The following is an 18,124-nucleotide window of genomic DNA, read 5'->3' as shown; positions in this document are numbered from 1 at the left end:
TTATTGACAAAAAGAAGTTAGTATCGTTTTCTGTTTCGACTGCTCTTTTGGCTTTTCTTGCCGTGGCTCCTATTGGATTTTTGTGCTTTGTTCCGTAAAAACTGTCCACTGTCGGTAAGGCTCTCACCATCTGGGGCCAAATCTATGGCACCATCACTTAACTCCTTAAGGTGCTGGAAGATAACTGCATCCTCCACCGAATCCTTGTTCCAGTTCAAATAGCACTTTTTCATGTGGTTCGCAATGGCATATTCCAAACCGTCCCTCATATCGCCCTTATCCCACTTCACGGCCACATCTATCATGCGCTTTATATTGTTTCCGTAAAAGCGGTATTTCGGAAAGTTCTGTGGGTATTCCAGGGGTTCCGGACGTTGTTGGAGTACTTCTTTGGAGGTTATGGGAAATGGGGAGTCCACGTCCAGCTTAAAATCGGACATAATAAACAACTGGTCCCATAGTTTATGCTGAAAATCCGGGACATCCCTTAAATGGGGTTGTAGATTACCCATTACACTAATAATGGATTGTGCCACCTTATTCCTCTCGTCCCTATCTGTGATGGAAACGGCATGATCTACCATTTTTTGAAAATGACGTCCGTATTCAGGAATATGCAATGGTGGACGTTCGGTATTGTATTCTAGATTGTCTACTAAATTCAAATTGAAATTTTTAGGAAGTAAATATGTTGCAAAGTAATAAAATTATGCCGCTTTCGCACACTATAGGGAAATGACCCCTTCAATTATGGAAACCTCTTTGTATTTTTTGATGACCTCATCCGGGTTTTTTAGATGTACCGTCACGGAAATACTGGTGTAGGTCCCCTTTTTGGATTTCTTGGACTCGATCACAGCTCCGGTATTGTCAAAAATGGAATGTATCTGTTCAATCTTCTTCTTATCCGTGGGCACAATGAACTTGTACAAGTAGTTCGCAGGCCATTTGGTATTTTCCCAAAGTTGTTCCCTTAGGCGGGTATAAAACTCATCTGAATTGTTCCCTTCCATAAATCGATTTTTGCAAATATAGCGGGTAAACAACAATTTTTTATTGGAAAGCAATTGATTAATTTGTTCCCGAATTCCATTCAAAATGAAGGTGAAAAGAATTGTTATTACCGGAGCCCCCGGGACTGGAAAAACCGTTGTGGTCCAAGAACTTGAAAAACTGGGATTTCATTGTTACCATGAAATCATAAGGGACATGACCGCTAAGGCAAAGCAAACGGAAACCAAAAATAAAATGGTTTCCAACCCCCTGGTATTTGTGAATGACCCCATGGAATTCAACAAAACCCTTTTATATGGAAGGGAAAAACACTTTAATGAATCCCTTGGCCGTAGGGAAACCATGTGCTTTTTTGATAGGGGTATTCCCGATGTCCTGGCCTATATGGACTTTTTTGGCCAAAAATACCCTTCTGATTTTGAAGGTTTAAGTCGGCAAAAAAGATACGATGCCATTTTTGTCCTTCCTCCTTGGAAAGCGATTTATGTTTCGGACAATGAACGCCTGGAGAGCTTTGAAGAAGCAGAAAAGCTTCACCATCACTTAATGGAGACCTACATTCGGTTTGGTTACTCCCCCATTATTGTCCCAAAAGCTTCGATAAGGGAACGCACCTCATTTATTTTAGATACACTCCCCAAGTGAAAGGATCGCCCGAACATATCTTACAAAAGTTTTGGGGCCATGAAAACTTCAGGGGTTCACAACAGGAGATCATCAGATCTTTACTTCAAGGTAAGGATGCGCTGGTCCTGATGCCCACGGGCAGTGGAAAATCCATATGCTTTCAAGTCCCCGCCTTGGTCAGGGAAGGAATATGCATCGTGGTTTCCCCTTTAATCGCCTTGATTGAAAACCAGATCCAGGTACTCAAACAAAAAGGTATTAAAACCATTGGGCTGACCGGGAGTATCCCCCAACGTGAAATGGATGCGCTTTTGGACAATTGCATACATGGGAATTATAAATTCCTATACCTCTCCCCTGAGCGTTTACATCAGTCCTTGGTCAGGGAAAGGATTCAGCAAATGCCGGTGAATTTCATTGCTATTGACGAGGCACACTGCATTTCCGAATGGGGGCATGATTTTAGACCTGCGTATCGAAAGTGCTCCATTCTTAGGGAACTCCATCCCAATATTCCGATGATAGCACTTACGGCAACCGCCACAAAAAAGGTAGCGGATGATATTGTGGACAACCTCCAAATGCAAAGCGCCAAAGTATTTAGGGATTCCTTTGAACGAAAAAATATTGAATTTCGAATCGAAAATAGGGAAGACAAAGGCTATGCCCTAAAACAAGCCCTAAAGAACGATGGTCGAAGTGCCATAGTGTACGTGCGCACCCGAAGGGATTCCGTGCTTCTCTCGAAAACATTGAATGAAAAAAATGGAGTGGCAACCTATTTCCATGGTGGTCTTTCCGATTTTGGGAAAAAGGAAAGATTGGAAGCCTGGCTGACCGACAAAGTGCGTATTATGGTAGCTACCAATGCTTTTGGCATGGGAGTGGACAAACCGGACGTGGGCACCGTTATCCACTATCAACTCCCGGACAGTATTGAGAATTATTACCAGGAAGCCGGCAGGGCAGGCCGGGACGGAAAACCGGCAAAAGCAATCCTCTTGTTAAATGAAAACGATATTGAAAGATCCAAAAAACAATTTCAGGATTCCATACCCAATGTGGCCTTTGTGAAAAAAGTATATAAGAAGTTGAATTCCAACTTTCAAATTGCCTATGGCGAGGGCTCTGGTGAAAGTTTCGGTTTAAATTTCAATGAATTCTGCAATCACTATGGACTTCATACCCGGAAAACCTACACCGCAATTAAACTTTTGGACCAAAATGGTATCATCTCGGTTTCTGAAACCTCGCAAAACACAACATCAATCCAGTTTACCGCACATAAAAGGGAATTGTTCCATTGGATGGAACAACATGGAAAAATGGGCCATATCGTACAGGTGTTACTCCGGACCTATGGTGGGGTATTTGAGTTTGAAACCAAGATAAACCTATCATTGCTTGCCACCAAAGCCCAGGAAAGTGTAAAGTTTGTACTGCATACCTTGGAAAAAATAAATCAGGATGGCTTGGCCACTTTTGTGTTTTCGCAACAAGACCTAAAAATTGTTTTCTTAAGGCCAAGGGAGGACGATGCCACCATAAATACGATTGCCGCAAACATTGAAAAACTGAATAGGACAAAACGGATGAAACTGCAATCCATGATTGCCTATTCGAGAAACAAAAAAAGATGTAGGCTTGGATTTTTATTGGACTATTTTGATGAAAAAATGGTCGAACCCTGCGGAAAATGCGATGTTTGCACAACGAATGGACAACATGGACGTAATGGTTCCGATATTAAGGCCGCAATTATGGGGATTTTAAATGGGGGTGACAAAACCTCCCGTGAACTGGTTGCCAGTACCGCTTTTAGGGAGATTGATGTGCTCAATGCACTAAAAGAACTATTGGAAGACGAAGCGTTGGTCCTTAAAACAAATAACACCTATGGCATCCAATAAGGAAAAGGGAATGTTGCGTATTGTTTTTATGGGAACCCCTGATTTCGCGGTTCAGGGACTTTCCCGATTGGTAGAAACGGGGTATACCGTTGTTGGGGTCATTACCGCTCCCGATAAACCTGCGGGAAGGGGTAGAAAACTCAATGAATCCGCCGTTAAACGTTATGCCGTTCAAATGGGGCTTAAGGTCTTACAGCCTACCAACTTAAAAGACGCGTCCTTTTTGGAGGAGCTCAAGGCCCTTAAACCCAATTTACAAATTGTGGTCGCCTTTAGGATGCTTCCAAAGGTAGTCTGGGAACTTCCTGAGTTCGGTACCTTTAACCTCCATGCTTCCCTATTGCCGCAATATAGGGGTGCTGCCCCTATTAATTGGGCCATCATCAATGGGGAACGGGAAACCGGAGTCACCACATTTTTTATTGATGAGAAAATCGATACCGGGGAAATCATCCAGCAAAAGAAAACCAAAATAGACCCAGGGGAAGATGCCGGCTCCTTGCACGATAGGTTAATGCATTTGGGGGCGGACCTCATTTTGGAAACCGTTGGTGCCATTGAGAGCGGTGCCGTGCGGACCAAAAAACAGCCGCAATCAAAAAACCTAAAACAGGCCCCTAAAATTTTTAAGGAAGACTGTAAGATAGATTGGTCGTTACCGTTGGACCGGCTCTTTAATTTTATTCGGGGTTTGAGCCCTTACCCCGCGGCGTGGACAGATTTCAGCAATGGGGATGAAAGCACCACCCTTAAGATTTTTGCCGTGGGGAAGGAGTACGAACAACATCAACATAAGGTGGGAGCCTTCGTGGTCTCCAAAAACCATTTAAAAATTGCGGTCAAGGATGGTTTTTTGCAATTGCTGGAGGTACAATTTCCGGGCAAACGAAAAATGGAAATCAAGGAGTTGTTGAACGGTCTTAAAGTGCATAAGGATGCACATGTGCTCTAGCCCGCATTATCATTGGGTTAAGGGAAAGGTTAAAATTTGGTCGCTTTTATCAACAAAGACTTCAAGTTATCAACAAAAACCCTGATTTCCCTTGAATTTACTTGGTCTGCCCGCAATTCCGTATAAATTTGTTCAGCATTTAAAGTTATATTAACAACAATTAATTTAATTCAATTATGAACAAAACAGAATTAATCGATGCAATGGCCGCTGACGCTGGCATCACCAAGGCAGCTGCTAAAAAAGCATTGGAATCTTTCTTGGGCAATGTTGAAGGATCACTTAAAAAAGGAAACCGAGTTTCTTTAGTTGGTTTTGGATCATGGTCAGTTTCCAGAAGAAACGCCAGAGAGGGAAGAAACCCACAAACTGGTCAGACTATTAAGATTGCTGCAAAAAATGTTGTGAAGTTTAAGGCGGGTTCTGAGTTAAGCGATGCCGTAAACTAAAAGATATGTCTTTTACCGCTTAAAAAAGCACTTCGTTTCACTACGAAGTGCTTTTTATTTTTGGCAACTTTTGAAGTTATCATTTAAAACAGTACATTTATTTGTTACCAGAACAAAAAACACCGTGGAAATTAAACCCAAAAAAGGAAAACTATTGATTGCGGAACCTGCCTTAACGGGGGATGTTTCCTTTAATAGATCCGTTGTCCTTTTGGCGGAACACAACACCGAAGGTGCGGTAGGTTTTATATTGAACAAGCCCTTGGAGTACGACATCCGTGATTTGGTTTCTGAAATAAAGGTGCCCTTGCGGGTTTTTAATGGAGGACCCGTGGAACAGGACAATTTGTACTTCATACACAAAGTACCCCATTTGATAGACGATAGTGTGGAAATTTCGGATGGTATCTATTGGGGAGGGGATTTTGAAAAAACCGTAGAGTTAATCAATAACAATACCATTACGGAAAAGGACATTCGGTTCTTTTTGGGCTATTCCGGATGGGCCTCCCTGCAATTGGACCAGGAATTGGTATCCAAATCATGGGTGGTGGTACAAAATGAGTATCAAAGTGATATCATCCAAAAATCGACCACAGCCTTTTGGAAGGAAAAGATGATTGAACTGGGTGGCGAATATCTGATTTGGTCCAACTCTCCTGAGAATCCTATTTTAAACTAGCCAATCTGGCATTTGCATTGAGCTTGCCCAAAAGATTCCTTGCCGTCTTGTTCCCATAGGCTTTTTTCCTGTATTGGGTAATGGGTTGTATGCCCGTGGTATTGTCCACCACAAAGAGCTCATCCGCTTTTTGGAGTTCAAAGGGGGAAATAACGGCCTCTTCAATTTCAAACCCATCAATGGCCTCAATGATTTCATACAATTTCTTTCGTAAAACCCTATTTTTTGCCCCATCCGATAGTGGTGGTATTTTGACTTTTCCATCCTTTACCAAAAAAATTGAGCCCCATATGGTTCCCACTACATGCTTTTTGGTGTTCAAGAGGATACAATCGGAATAGCCATTTTCCCGGGCAAAGATGCTCGCCACCACTTCAACGGTTTTATTGTTGGTATCCAATTTGGAGAGCATATCATCATTGATCAGGTAATCCTTGAACAATTCCACTTCATAGGCATTTTCATCCAGGGTGTAAAACGGGGCAGAAAGCGCCATGGTATCCAGGACAAAAGACACTTTGTTTTGTTTTGGGGAAAGGGTGGTACCCCCATCCCGAAACACGGCAATACGCACCAGGGCCGGTTTTTCCATTAAACCATTGGACTCAAGGGTGGCCCCAATCTGTTCTTCCAGAAATTCCATGGTAAACTCCATGGGGATTTCCATACGTAAAATCCGCATACTGGCCATGAGCCTAAAATAGTGGTCTTCCCAAAAGACAATTTGCCCATGGATTATCCGTACTTCCTCAAAAAGTACATCCCCAAACAAGAACCCCCTATTGGTGTGGGTAAGAAAATGGGAGGTACGTTCCAAAAGCGCCCCGTTAAAATTTACCATCAAAGTATCCTTTAAAGTGCGCAAAGATAATATGTGGAGATTGGATTATTTAGATCCCAAAACCTGTTTTAGATCCGCGATTTGATTACGCCAAAGCATTTTTACTTCGTCCATTTCATCCTCTTCGGCAAAATCGGAGATAAACAGGGAAACATCCTTAGTGATTTCATCAACAATAATGCGCATTTCGAAATAGGTCGAATCGTCATTCTCCTCCCAGGCAAAACGCACAAATTCATCACTTTTTCGCTTGAGCAATTTGGCGTTCTCCTCTGCCCCATCCCAAATGAAGGTGAACAGTTCACCCCTTGAATTTACATTGTCCGCAAACCATTCCGAAAGGCCGGAAGGAGTGGAAATGTAATTATAGAGCAGTTGGGGGGACGATTGTATAACAAACTCCATCTCGAACTTAGTTTTATCGCTCATGCGCTACGCTGTTTTATTGAATTGATATATTCCGGTAATATAAAAAAATAAATTACAACTAATAAAATAATCCTGAATTTTGAAGGAGCAGAAATTAACCAGTATATTTGCACCCGCCTTTGCAAAATGCTTGGGCATTTGCTGTGGTGGACAGGTCCGCAAACTGTTCAAAGCGGCATAAATCAATTCAATCCGGCGAGGTAGCTCAGGTGGTTAGAGCGCAGGATTCATAACCCTGAGGTCGGGAGTTCAAGTCTCCCTCTCGCTACTAAGAAAAACCCAAGATTTAGGTCTTGGGTTTTTTGTCTTTGTACAACATCAATTTTCAGCCCTATTAATTGTTATCATATAGATACAGGGAATTACCATTAAATTCAAAACAGTAGCTGAAATTAAGCCTCCAAGGATGACCACTGCCATTGGGCTTTGTATCTCACTTCCCGGTTGGCCTCCTTTCAACGCTAAAGGAATCAACGCCAAACCAGTGGTAAAGGCGGTCATCAGAATCGGGTTTAATCTATCCAATGCCCCAACTCTGATCAGATCAAGCCCTGTCTTTCCTTCAGCATACAGATCCTCATATCGGGAAACCAATAAAATACCGTTGCGCGTAGCTATACCGAATAGACTGATAAAACCAATTTTGGCTGCTATGCTAACGATTCCCGAAGTAAAAAAAACGATGAGGATTCCGCCAATCAAAGCCAGTGGAAGATTGAGCAGTACCACAAATGCCAGTCTTACATTTTTGAACTCGTAATACAGCAACAGAAATATTGCCCCAATGGCCAATAGGGACGTTATCAACAAAAGTTGTGAAGCCTTTGATTCACTCTCGAATTGACCACCATACTGAATACGGTACCCTTCGGGCAGTCTAGTGGAGGTATTCACTACTTCTTCAATTTCATTGACGGCACCTCGCAAGTCCCTCCCTTGTACGTTTGCCGCCACCACTATTTTGCGTTGTACATCTTCACGACCTATGCTATTTGGACTGCTTACAGAGCTTATGGTCGCCAGTTCGCCCAAAACGGTCTGCCCCTTGTTGGGCAAATGTATAAGTGTATTTTTGATTTTTTCGATGTTATCACGGAACGGTTTTTCATAGCGCACCACTAGGTCGAAATACCGTTGCCCTTCGTAAATGCTGCCTACTATTTCTCCTGCATAGGCAATATCGATCTGTTCCATCAAATTACCTATGGTCATCCCATACGCTGCCAAAATCTGACGTTTGGGCCTGATGCGTATCTGTGGTACCTCAATCTGTTGATCGACCGCCACGTCCGCCAATCCATCAATAACCCTGATGTTCTGCTCTATTTGCTTGCCCAATTCAAACAAACGTTGCAGGTCTGGGCCAAATATTTTGATGGCGATATTGGCCCTTGTCCCCGAAAGCATATGGTCAATTCGGTGGGCGATGGGTTGGCCAAGTGTAATGTTCACACCGGGAACAACGCCCAATTTGTTTCGGACCTCTTCAAAAAATTCCTCTTTGGTCTTACCTTCCAGAACAAAGGGTGCGTCAATTTCAGCTGCATTCACCCCTTGTGCATGTTCGTCCAATTCCGCACGACCCGTCCTGCGTGTCACAACGCTTACTTCGGGCATTTCCAAGAGCAGGTTTTCCACCTGCTTCCCTGTCTTATTGCTTTCTTCCAAAGACATTCCCGGTGGACCTACAACACTAATGACCAATGAGCCTTCGTTGAACTCTGGTAAAAAGCTTCTGCCCAATTGGGTTGCCAAGGCCAAGCTCAAAACAAATACCAAAACGGTTACGGCAATTATGGTTTTCGGAATTTTAATAGCCTTGCCCAACAAGTTGGCATAGTGTTTTTGCAGCCATTGTTCCACTTTGGTGCCCCCGGCCTGTTTATTGAGCAATTTTTCATTGTCAAGCAGGTAGGAACAAAGTACGGGCGTAACCGTTACCGCCACCACCAATGAAGTCAATACGGATGTCACAAATGCAATTCCCAGCGGTTTCAATAACCTACCTTCCATGCCACTTAAAAAGAACAGTGGCACAAAGGATACAATAATAATCAGCGTGGCTATGATAATGGAGCTACGGATTTCGATGGATGCATCTCTGACCACCTTGATCATCGATTGTCTTTCATCTTTGGGTCTACGGACGTTTTCCCGTAAACGTTTGTACACATTTTCCACATCAATAATGGCGTCATCCACCAACACTCCAATCGCAATGGCCATACCTCCCAAGCTCATCGTATTGATGGTATGGCCCAACCATTTTAAAATAATGGTGGACACTAAAAGGGAAATGGGTATGGCCAACAATGAGATGACGGTAGTGCGCCAATTCATAAAGAAAACAAGCAGTACGATGACCACAAAGAAAGCCCCTTCCAGAAGCGTTTGGTTAAGATTTCCGATAGAAGCCTTTATAAAGTCCGCTTGCCTGAAAATATGGCTTTTGATTTCCACACCTTTAGGGAGGGTTTTCTGCAAATCCTCGATGGCGACGTCCAGTTGACCGGTCAACTTTAACGTGTTGACATCAGGTTGTTTGGATAGGGTCAGGATAACCGATGGATTACCATTCAATGAACCATCCCCGATTTTATCGGATGGCCCAACCTGTACCGTGGCCACATCCTTTATTTTGACAGATTTTCCATTGATTTCCTTTACAACCGCCTCTTCCAAATCTTCCAACGAATACGCTCTGCCACTTCCTTTTATAACGTATTGATTGCCATATTGATTGATGATTCCACCTGGAGCATTTACATTGGCTTCCCTTACATGATCCGCCAATTCCGAAAGACCTATGTTGTAATACTTTAATTTTTCGGGATTGGCAAACACCTGATATTGTTTGTACTCGCCCCCAATGACCACCACGTTGGCGATACCGCTAATAGCTTTTAGACGGGGCCGTATCGTCCAATCGGAAAGTGTCCGCAGGTCCATAGGGGACAAGCTATCCGAAGTCACCGCTAAGAGCATGATTTCTCCCATGATGGATGAAATTGGCGCCATGGTCGGTGTTCCAACCCCTTCGGGAAGGTTTTCACGTACCATCGGGATGCGTTCGCTCACGACCTGTCGTGCCCTATAGATGTCCGTGCCCCATTCGAATTCTATCCAAACAATGGAAATGCCCGCTGCTGATGAAGAACGGATACGCCTAACGTTTGGTGAACCGTTCAAGGCGGTTTCCAACGGATAGGTCACCAATTTTTCCACTTCTTCGGATTCCATACCGTGGGCTTCGGTCAAAATGGTCACCGTGGGGGCTGTCAAATCAGGGAAAACATCAATGTTCATCGTCCTTGTGTGATACACCCCCAGCATACTCAGTACTGCTGCCCCCAATAGAATGAACAATCTATTCTTAAGGGAAATATTCAATATTTTATTGAGCATAGGATATACTTTCTAGTGTTCGTGTCCATGTGCAGGGGTTGAACCTGACATGGACGCCATTTTGACTTGATATGCACCCGAGGTAACCACAACCTCGCCTACCTGCAATCCATTGCGTACCTCCACGCTTTTACCATTCCGTTTCCCAATGCTGATGGGACGTCTTTCAAAGCTTTCTCCGGAGAGCTGTACGATTACGGAATAGCTACCATAGTCTTCCAACAAGGCCGATTCCGGTACCAATGTGGCTTGTTTTCCATCGCCCAGGGCAATCTGAACTTGGGTCAGGCTGCCATCGGGCAATCCGATCACATCATTTACCTTGGCATAAATTGAAATAAGCGGATTGTTATGCTCAACATCTTTGGAAACAGAAAGGATTTCCCCACCGGAGTCCGCTAGGTCCCTCCATTGCCCACTTTCGGATTGATACCACAACTCTTTTATATTTTCAGTCGTGAGAGCTTGACTTGGTGCCAATTGGGATTTGAGGATTTTGGATTGATGGGAACCAATGCTGACCATGGGCATACCCTGTTCAACATATTCACCATTGGAGACCTTCAAGGATTTCACAAACCCGTTAAAGGGTGCCCTTATCTGTTTGTTGCCACCGGATACATTTATGGACAGGCTCTGATACTCAGCTTTAGCAATGGCGTAACTGTTTTCTACCTTTTCAAACTCTGACTTGGGGATGATCTTACTTTCGTAAAGCTCCTTTTTTCTATTGTATTCTGCTATGGCTTGGTCAAAATTGGCTTTTGCTTTGGTTATCTGAGCGCTCAAATTATCGGACACCAACCCTTGGCTACTTACCCCCATTAGCAATTGCCCCCGTTTCACTTCCATTCCCTCCGTAATGTTGGTAGCTGGCATGGTCACCGTACCATTGGTTGTTGCAACCATGGTCTTGACCGAACCCTGTGCAGGTTGCCAAACCCCTGAAGTGTGCACCACATCATACACCTTACCTTTCACCACAGGCGCCGTTTGGAAGTTTATTTTCCATGCCTGCCCCTTTAAAAAGGAAATGGGGGGTTCTTCCCCAAATGGGGCAATAGCTTTCTTGGCCTCCTCCATACTCGAATACACCATCACATTTTCAATCACAATCCTATCGGTATACTGCGGCGTGGAAAGCTCAAATACCAATTGTTGTAACCCGGCTTCCTTGGGTTTCAGAACGGGAGAAAAGATTCCTGGTGATGAAGGGGTGTCAACTGAGGTACGGATACCCTTTCCCTCCTTTATCAAACTTACGGTCACTGAACCCTCTTTTACTGGCTGGTGTTTGTCCATTACCGTAAAATGAGCGGCGAATTTGCTTGGTTGCCCAACAATTAGTGCAGGAAATTTCACAAAAAGTTCGGTCTTGCCCGTCCAAATGGTATAATCCAACCTTGGTGTCTCATCACCGATATGGCTTCCATCGGGATTATGGGCATGTCCGGGTTCCGTGTTTTGCTTACAGGCCAATACGGCAAGGGCAAGGGCAAGCACAATTATCAAATATCGTTTCATTGTTTTGTTTTAATTATGATCATGGTGTTCTTCACCATTTTCATGGGTATGGTTTTTCTTCTCAGTTTTAAGGGAATCCTTGTCAATTGTAAATTCTTCCTGTTCAACCTCTTCGTGTTCATGGGAATGATTGGAACCTTCATCGTGTGAATGTCCATGGTCACCATGTGTGTGGCCATGTCCCTTTTTGGTTTCGCGACATCCCCCAAGGCTTACTGCAGCGATTAGTATTGATGTTATAATTAGGTTCGATACGGTCTTCATCTTTATTGTTTTTTAAATCGTTATAACTGATGTAGTAATAATTGTGCTTGTAGCAACTGCAATTGCTTTTCCATTTGTAGCATTTCGTCCATTGCATTTCGATAAAACTGAACCTCCATATAGTATTCCAGAAAGGAATATTCTCCCAGATGGTAAGCCTTGAACAGCAGTTCTTCACTATTCAGGTGGGCCATGGTCCCTTGATATTCGTTGTATTTATCGAAAAGTAGCCGGTACTGATCATAATCCCGCTGGAATTGGGTGTACAGGACTGATTTTGCCACTTGTGAGGTGGACTTTTGGTATTTGTGGTTGGCCTGTGCAGCCTTGACCTTGTTACGGCTACTCCATAAGGGGATGGAAAGGCCGCCGTATACCCCGGAAAAGTTGTCCCCCATAACCCCCTGGTAATTGTAACCCAGGGTGATATTGGGCAAAACCTTATTTTTCTCCAATGTTACATACTGGAGGGAAGCCGCTTCGTTAGCCGAGAGTTCCAAAAGCTTTGGGTCATTGACCAATTTCTCGCTCCAAATAGTTTCCAAAGTTTCCAATTGCATGGGATTGTCCAATTGCAGTTGATCAACCTCAAGGGGTTGGCCTCCATTCAGGGCCTGTAAATATGTAATTTGGGTATGGATATCCAAATTCAACCTATCCAATACAAACTGCTCTTGTAACCAAGCTACTTTGGCTTTGTTCAAATCCAAAATCCCTATCTGCTCTTTGTTGAACAGCTCCTGTGTCTGCTCATATACCTTCTTACTTTGAATTTTCCTCTGGGTTTCAATGCTTTTTTGCTTTTGAAGCACAAAGAGATTGATCAATCCCTCTTTAGCCTTTAAAAGCAGCTCTTGACGCTTTTTGGTATAGGACGTTTCCAACTGGTTTGCCTTTAGGTCGTTCCATTTGGAACGTGCTGCATAGACCGTTGGAAACTCAAAAGACTGGGAGATTTCGAACTCCGAGTAATCTCCCGATTGATGCTCGCCAAAGGGCAGGTAGTAGCCCAAAAGCTGCAAATCAGGTAGATTATTATCACTGCTATTCCGAAGCTGCTGTCCTTCCATGTAGAATCTAAAGGCACTTAACTCGGTATTGTTCTGTGCAATTTGGTCAAGTAGTCCATCCATCGTATTGGATTGGGAAAAGCTCTTGCCAAAGCACATGCACACGCCAATGGCGCATACTATCCTTATGTTCATATTGTTCTATTTTAGGTTAGATCAAAAAGGGAGATAAACAATCCCTGGTTGATTTGTTGAGAAAAAACAGGCTGCTGAATTGATTAACCTAGACTGGGGGGACCCCGCAGTGCGGGAATCGAAGAATATGGGCTTTGCTTTTTATCCTGGGAATGGTGCCATACTTCATTTTTGGTGGCAGTCTCTAAGGAAAAAAAAGTGGTTTCAGTGGCTGGAAAGGTCTTGACCAGTTCTTTGTCCACCGAAATCTTTTTTGCCACTGGTTGTTCCGGCACAAACACATCTGCAAAAGAATTTGTATGGATGTGTACCTCCAAAAACCAATGAAAGAACCCTTTCTTTGGATGGTCACCGTTTGATTCGGTGTGAATATGGTCGTGGTGGTGATTGTGTGCTATCTCACAACATTCCCCGTCACTTTGGAGTTCATGATGTTGATGCGGTACCGCTTGGTGCACCAGTAACATACTGAAAATGCCCAGAAAAAAAAGCGCCTTTGTTTTGAGGTGTTTTTGCATCACATACAAAGGTAGAATATTTATGGCATTATTCTTATCCAATAAACCGCTTTTAGAGGTAGTTCAGGCGGCCAGGGCGAAGGATTCATAGGAGGTTAGGGACATAAAAAAACCACGATCGTGCGGTCGTGGTTTCCATTCCGATTATTCCTGCCCGTCAGTGGTTAGCTACGAGCAAGAGCAGGGGCTATTTATTCCTTCAAGGCAATATCCTGACTGATGGAGTTGGCAAAATCAAATATCTGGGATAGGTCATTTACATCTTTAATGTTCAAGGATTTTTTCTTGATCAGCGCTGCAATCTGAATTTTCTCACTTTCAGCAAAAAAGTCAATCAGTTTGGATTTTTTGGCTGGAACTTGACTTGCAATATTTGTCATAAGGTCCAAAAAATAAAGTTCGGTACGGTGTACAAATTTACTGGGTACATCAAGCATAAAGGAATTCGCGGCCTTTTTTCCCTCTTTGTAGGTTACCACGGGTCTCTCCATTAGTTGATATTTGTCCCCTTTGCTTTTGGTCACTAGATATTCGTCATGTCTATTCCCTTTTTTATCCATAAACGCGACAAACTTCAACTCATCCCGGTTGTCAAAAACAAATTTTAGGTTTTTGTCCTTAACCAACACTTTTGCTATTTCATCGGGGGAATTCCCTTTTTTGATTTCCATCTCTTTGGTAAAACCGTTGTACCTCACATAAAAGGTACCTACAAGTTCTTCTCCATAAAACAAAGAACCTTTTTGAAAAGCATCCACTAAATAAGGGCTTCCCAAAACATCGGGGATTTGGGCCGTGGTGCCCTGGGCACTTGTTGATTTCAAATCGGCAAAAGTAAAGAAGTTGGAAGGAACCCTGGTTTCGGTATACCCAACAACGCTTGCGAAGCAAGCGGCGTGTACCGTATTTTGTGCATAAAGGGCCGTACATCCAAAAATGGCCAGTACGCCGAGGATTATTATATTTTTCATCGTAAGTAGTTTTGAATTAGCGACTTCCCTAAAGTTAAGCGTTTGTTTTTGTAGATGATCAGGAAAATTAGATAATTTATAAAAAAGCAGGTTTTTTTGTTGATTTCATATTTTTAAAAAGTAAAGCTTTAGATATATTCAACTATTTAGTCATTTTGTTGTATACTATTGAATTTCATTTTTTGAGGGATTAAATGTCCTATGCTTCTGTCGGTTTGCATTTGACAGGAAATGAAGTAAACCGGTGAATCGGGCGGTAGCTCAGGCGGTCAGAACGCAGAATCCATAACCCGGAGGCCGGGGTTCAAGTCCCCCTCACGCTACAAATCCGCAATAAAAGACGAGGCCGTCTAAAAAGAGTATTTTGTCGGTTCGAGCGCAGTCGAGAACTTATTAAAGTTACGAATATCAAATACATCTCGACTGCGCTCGATGTGACCAATGCACATACGAACTTTTTAGACGGCCTCGTTATTTTTTTAGCCCAGAACCTTCAATTCCGCTACAGCTTTATACACCACTTTTTTATCGATGTAATGTTTGTCAAAGACCTCATTGCCAGAATGTGATGAAAGTTTATCGGCATCATCTCCCAATGCAAGTTTCAAGTATGTCCAATGCATCTTTCTAAGATTTTTGAATTGAATGTTTTCTGCCTGTACTTGGTGGACCCTATTATAGTTGGAAACTGCATTATAAGTAGGCTTGCAATCCTAGCAGTGGCTAATAAGTTCCTTGAGCTACCGGGCATTCATACCCTCGTACTTCCGTTTCCATAAATAAAAGATGGTAGTTGAAATACCCTTGTCTCGACAAATGTCAGTGAGCTTAATGCCTGAATCGTACGGCTACATTATCCCAAACTTTAGTGTTTCCTTGAACCTGATTTTCTTTATAGGATAAAACTAATTGATTTTTAGTCCGTCTGAAAATTAGCAAAGTCCTAAGTACTACTACTTATTAAATACGCGTTAACACGTATTTTCAGTGCTTCTATTTTCCGTAATATTCACTTTGGTAAAACCAACTTATATGAGATCATTATTGTACATACTCGTACTGTCAGCAACACTTCTTACTCTTCAAACCATTCACGCCCAGACTACTGACATTCCAGATACTAACTATAAAAACGTATTGATCAGCACTAATTTTGCCGACTTCGATGTTGATGCCAACTATGATGGAAATGTTTATAACAATAATAATAACGGGATACAAGTTTCTGAAGCGGAGGCGGCCCTTTGACTCTATTTTAGACGTAAAAGCATAAGTGATTTGATAGGGATAGCAAAATATTTAATAAATGGTTAAAAAGAATAATACTTTACCCCTTAAATTATTATTACCTCTCTTGTTACCTTTTTTGCATTCGTGTTTTAAAAATGAACAGAAATGCAATTACATTACTGATTACCAACCTCTTATAATAGAATCTGAGATTAAATATAAGCAGAGAAGTTTTAAGGAAGCCTATAAGCTTTTAAAAAAAGCATTTAATAGTTGCAAGCCCAGAAATACCAAAACATAGTATGAGATTGATAAGATGGCAAAAATTACGACACATCTTGGATTGGTTGATAGGTGAAGTTTGACCTGCTCAAGGCCTTCTGGATTGTGTACTTCCTGTCGACCAACAAAAAGGGATTCTCCCCCACCGAGCTGGCACGCAGGCTGGACCTTGGGCAGAAGGCCTGTTGGGGCGCTTCAAGAGAAAGGTGATGAAGGCCATGGAGAGCTCAGGCGACCATCCCATAACCGGGAACACCGAGGTGGACGAGACGGTCTTCGGCCAACAGGAGGAGGGTGTCCGGGGCAGGGACAACCCCGCCAAGAAGCTCGTCGTGGTCGGTATAGAGAAGAAGAGCAAGGGCATCTCCAGGCTCTACGCCAGGGTCGTCCCCCATGCCGACGCAGCCTCGCCCGGGGGCTTCATGAGGCACCACATAGACCCCAGGGCGAACGGTGGAGCGGCTATGGGCCCTTGGAGAAGGATTTCGAGAACCTTTCAAGGATACCCTCGGGAAAGAAAGGGGCCAACTTCCCCGAACTGCACAGGGCCATAATGATGCTGAAGGGGTGGCTAAGGAGCATGCACCACCACATGGAGCAACTGCAGGACTATCTGGACGAGTACTGTTACAGGCTCAACAGAAGCTTCATGAAGGAGGGGATATTCGACAACCTGATGCTCCGGATGGTCAACACACCTCCCTGCCCGATAAAAAACATTAGTGGGTAAATGCCTAAGTCAGTTAAACTATTTGGCATTCATCATGATAGCAATCAAAAAATTTAACAAAAAAGTCTAAATGAGTTCATTAAATGGCAAAGCAAATAAATCATTAACAATCAAAACTCAGAGAAAATGAAAACCTCAAAACAATTACTCGTACTTAGCCTTTTATTAGTTGCCTTAGGTAGTAAGGCTCAATCTTCGGCAGCAAATTCTGGGATAGCTATCCAGGGAATTTCAAGAGATACGAACAATACAGCAAATTCCAATGAAACCATTTCCTTAACGTTTGAGTTGTATTATATAGATGCAAGGAATAACAATACCCCAACCTCTGTGTATTCGGTTGTGGAATCTTTAACAACAGATGCTTTTGGTGTGTTTTCCTATGTGCTCAACCCCGGAAGTGGCTACGACGTACTTTTTGCCAATAACGAGATGTATTTAAAAATTAGCGAAAACGGGGCTCAAATCTCGGATGAAGTCTTAAAGCGAACCCCCTATGCCATTGCGGCCGGGAATGGGGTGCCCACAGGAACCATTGTAGCTTATGCCGGAAGTACGGCCCCCAATGGTTGGGTGCTATGTCATGGGCAAGATATAACCAATGTTGTAGGCTCTAAGGCTCTAAGGGATTTAATAGGGTCCGACAATGCCCCAAATTTACAAGGAATGTTTTTAAGAGGTACCGGCTCAAGCACTGTTGGCGGACATACGTATTCGGGGCCTAACCTATTGGCCACAGAAACAGACGCAATAAAGGCGCATACCCATGGACATGGGTCTTTAGGAACCAGTTCTGCCGGAAACCATGATCATGATGATAATGTCTATAAATACGCCTTAAGAATTTCAGCTTCAGACGCAGGTAGTGTTACACCCACTGGTTTTGATGGTGGTGGTACAGGTTCAGAGTATGATATAAAAAATCATAAAGCCTTGGAAGATGCGGGTAATCACACGCATTCCATAACAGGTTCTACAGCTAGTTCGGGAGGTACGGAAACCAGACCTGTTAACTTTGGTGTAACCTACATCATTAAACTTTAATAGACTTTTTAACGACCTATTGTTTTTTCTACAAAAGACGAATGGGC

Annotated in this window: 19 protein-coding genes, 1 tRNA gene and 1 pseudogene; 9 read left to right on the top strand and 12 right to left on the bottom strand. The window is 43.1% G+C overall.

The window, feature by feature from the left end; translation table 11 throughout:
- Window positions 1–17 precede the first annotated feature (17 nt).
- Both L0P88_RS20130 and L0P88_RS20125 read right to left on the bottom strand, forming a co-directional pair.
- Complete coding sequence (locus L0P88_RS20130; protein WP_247131680.1) at window positions 18–665, bottom strand: DUF4290 domain-containing protein; 648 nt, start codon at window positions 663–665, stop codon at window positions 18–20.
- 60 nt (window positions 666–725) lie between these two features.
- Window positions 726–1,013 carry a DUF493 family protein gene (locus L0P88_RS20125; RefSeq protein ID WP_247131679.1) on the bottom strand — a complete coding sequence of 96 codons (288 nt, stop codon included), beginning with the start codon at window positions 1,011–1,013 and terminating at the stop codon, window positions 726–728.
- Window positions 1,014–1,098: 85 nt separating this feature from the next.
- On the opposite strand from L0P88_RS20125, the gene L0P88_RS20120 reads away from it, so the two are divergent.
- The 5 genes from L0P88_RS20120 (at window position 1,099) to L0P88_RS20100 (ending at window position 5,634) form a co-directional block, all read left to right on the top strand.
- Window positions 1,099–1,659: an AAA family ATPase gene (locus tag L0P88_RS20120; protein WP_247131678.1), complete on the top strand. Its 561-nt coding sequence runs from the start codon at window positions 1,099–1,101 to the stop codon at window positions 1,657–1,659.
- A complete protein-coding gene (locus L0P88_RS20115; RefSeq protein WP_247131677.1) occupies window positions 1,656–3,551 on the top strand; it encodes an ATP-dependent DNA helicase RecQ in 1,896 nt (631 codons plus the stop codon). The genes L0P88_RS20120 and L0P88_RS20115 overlap by 4 nt, the downstream gene beginning before the upstream one ends.
- Window positions 3,538–4,503, top strand: a complete 966-nt coding sequence (fmt, locus tag L0P88_RS20110; protein ID WP_247131676.1) for a methionyl-tRNA formyltransferase — start codon at window positions 3,538–3,540, stop codon at window positions 4,501–4,503. Before L0P88_RS20115 ends, fmt begins: the two co-directional genes overlap by 14 nt.
- 176 nt (window positions 4,504–4,679) lie before the next feature.
- Complete coding sequence (locus L0P88_RS20105; protein ID WP_158777589.1) at window positions 4,680–4,952, top strand: HU family DNA-binding protein; 273 nt, start codon at window positions 4,680–4,682, stop codon at window positions 4,950–4,952.
- A gap of 124 nt (window positions 4,953–5,076) precedes the next feature.
- On the top strand, window positions 5,077–5,634 hold the full coding sequence (locus tag L0P88_RS20100; protein WP_158777590.1) for a YqgE/AlgH family protein: 558 nt from the start codon (window positions 5,077–5,079) through the stop codon (window positions 5,632–5,634).
- Here the strand turns inward: L0P88_RS20100 and L0P88_RS20095 are convergent.
- Together L0P88_RS20095 and L0P88_RS20090 are read right to left on the bottom strand one after the other, a co-directional pair.
- Window positions 5,621–6,475 carry an aminotransferase class IV gene (locus tag L0P88_RS20095; RefSeq protein WP_247131675.1) on the bottom strand — a complete coding sequence of 285 codons (855 nt, stop codon included), beginning with the start codon at window positions 6,473–6,475 and terminating at the stop codon, window positions 5,621–5,623. The genes L0P88_RS20100 and L0P88_RS20095 overlap by 14 nt on opposite strands.
- 45 nt (window positions 6,476–6,520) lie before the next feature.
- Window positions 6,521–6,904 carry an START-like domain-containing protein gene (locus L0P88_RS20090; protein ID WP_158777592.1) on the bottom strand — a complete coding sequence of 128 codons (384 nt, stop codon included), beginning with the start codon at window positions 6,902–6,904 and terminating at the stop codon, window positions 6,521–6,523.
- 194 nt (window positions 6,905–7,098) lie between these two features.
- Here L0P88_RS20090 and L0P88_RS20085 point away from each other — a divergent pair.
- Window positions 7,099–7,172 (top strand) — tRNA-Met (locus tag L0P88_RS20085).
- Window positions 7,173–7,222: 50 nt separating this feature from the next.
- Here L0P88_RS20085 and L0P88_RS20080 read toward each other — a convergent pair.
- From L0P88_RS20080 to L0P88_RS24180, 8 genes are all read right to left on the bottom strand, one after another.
- Window positions 7,223–10,309, bottom strand: a complete 3,087-nt coding sequence (locus tag L0P88_RS20080) for an efflux RND transporter permease subunit (protein ID WP_247131674.1) — start codon at window positions 10,307–10,309, stop codon at window positions 7,223–7,225.
- A 12-nt stretch (window positions 10,310–10,321) separates the two neighbouring features.
- Window positions 10,322–11,833: an efflux RND transporter periplasmic adaptor subunit gene (locus L0P88_RS20075; RefSeq protein ID WP_247131673.1), complete on the bottom strand. Its 1,512-nt coding sequence runs from the start codon at window positions 11,831–11,833 to the stop codon at window positions 10,322–10,324.
- Window positions 11,834–11,842: 9 nt separating this feature from the next.
- Window positions 11,843–12,097: a hypothetical protein gene (locus L0P88_RS20070; protein WP_247131672.1), complete on the bottom strand. Its 255-nt coding sequence runs from the start codon at window positions 12,095–12,097 to the stop codon at window positions 11,843–11,845.
- A 20-nt stretch (window positions 12,098–12,117) separates the two neighbouring features.
- Window positions 12,118–13,302: a TolC family protein gene (locus L0P88_RS20065; protein ID WP_247131671.1), complete on the bottom strand. Its 1,185-nt coding sequence runs from the start codon at window positions 13,300–13,302 to the stop codon at window positions 12,118–12,120.
- An 83-nt stretch (window positions 13,303–13,385) separates the two neighbouring features.
- A complete protein-coding gene (locus L0P88_RS20060) occupies window positions 13,386–13,862 on the bottom strand; it encodes a hypothetical protein (RefSeq protein ID WP_247131670.1) in 477 nt (158 codons plus the stop codon).
- A 149-nt stretch (window positions 13,863–14,011) separates the two neighbouring features.
- Window positions 14,012–14,791 carry a hypothetical protein gene (locus L0P88_RS20055; RefSeq protein ID WP_247131669.1) on the bottom strand — a complete coding sequence of 260 codons (780 nt, stop codon included), beginning with the start codon at window positions 14,789–14,791 and terminating at the stop codon, window positions 14,012–14,014.
- Between the two features lie 479 nt (window positions 14,792–15,270).
- Window positions 15,271–15,414: a hypothetical protein gene (locus L0P88_RS20050; RefSeq protein WP_247131668.1), complete on the bottom strand. Its 144-nt coding sequence runs from the start codon at window positions 15,412–15,414 to the stop codon at window positions 15,271–15,273.
- A gap of 117 nt (window positions 15,415–15,531) precedes the next feature.
- Entirely contained in the window at window positions 15,532–15,624 is a 93-nt protein-coding gene (locus L0P88_RS24180) for a hypothetical protein (RefSeq protein WP_409557738.1), read from the bottom strand.
- A 199-nt stretch (window positions 15,625–15,823) separates the two neighbouring features.
- Here L0P88_RS24180 and L0P88_RS20045 point away from each other — a divergent pair, with 199 nt between their 5' ends.
- The 3 genes and pseudogenes from L0P88_RS20045 to L0P88_RS20035 all read left to right on the top strand — a co-directional run bounded on the left by L0P88_RS20045 (window position 15,824) and on the right by L0P88_RS20035 (window position 18,077).
- On the top strand, window positions 15,824–16,039 hold the full coding sequence (locus L0P88_RS20045; protein ID WP_247131667.1) for a hypothetical protein: 216 nt from the start codon (window positions 15,824–15,826) through the stop codon (window positions 16,037–16,039).
- A gap of 336 nt (window positions 16,040–16,375) precedes the next feature.
- Window positions 16,376–17,033, top strand: a pseudogene (locus tag L0P88_RS20040) (IS1595 family transposase); the annotation flags it as partial.
- 126 nt (window positions 17,034–17,159) lie between these two features.
- Complete coding sequence (locus L0P88_RS20035; RefSeq protein ID WP_247131666.1) at window positions 17,160–18,077, top strand: phage tail protein; 918 nt, start codon at window positions 17,160–17,162, stop codon at window positions 18,075–18,077.
- The last annotated feature ends 47 nt before the right edge of the window (window positions 18,078–18,124 follow it).

Source organism: Muricauda sp. SCSIO 64092 (assembly GCF_023016285.1).
GTDB lineage: Bacteria > Bacteroidota > Bacteroidia > Flavobacteriales > Flavobacteriaceae > Croceivirga.
The sequence above is the reverse complement of the archived record's forward strand: the minus strand, read 5'-3'. Positions and strand labels throughout refer to the sequence as shown.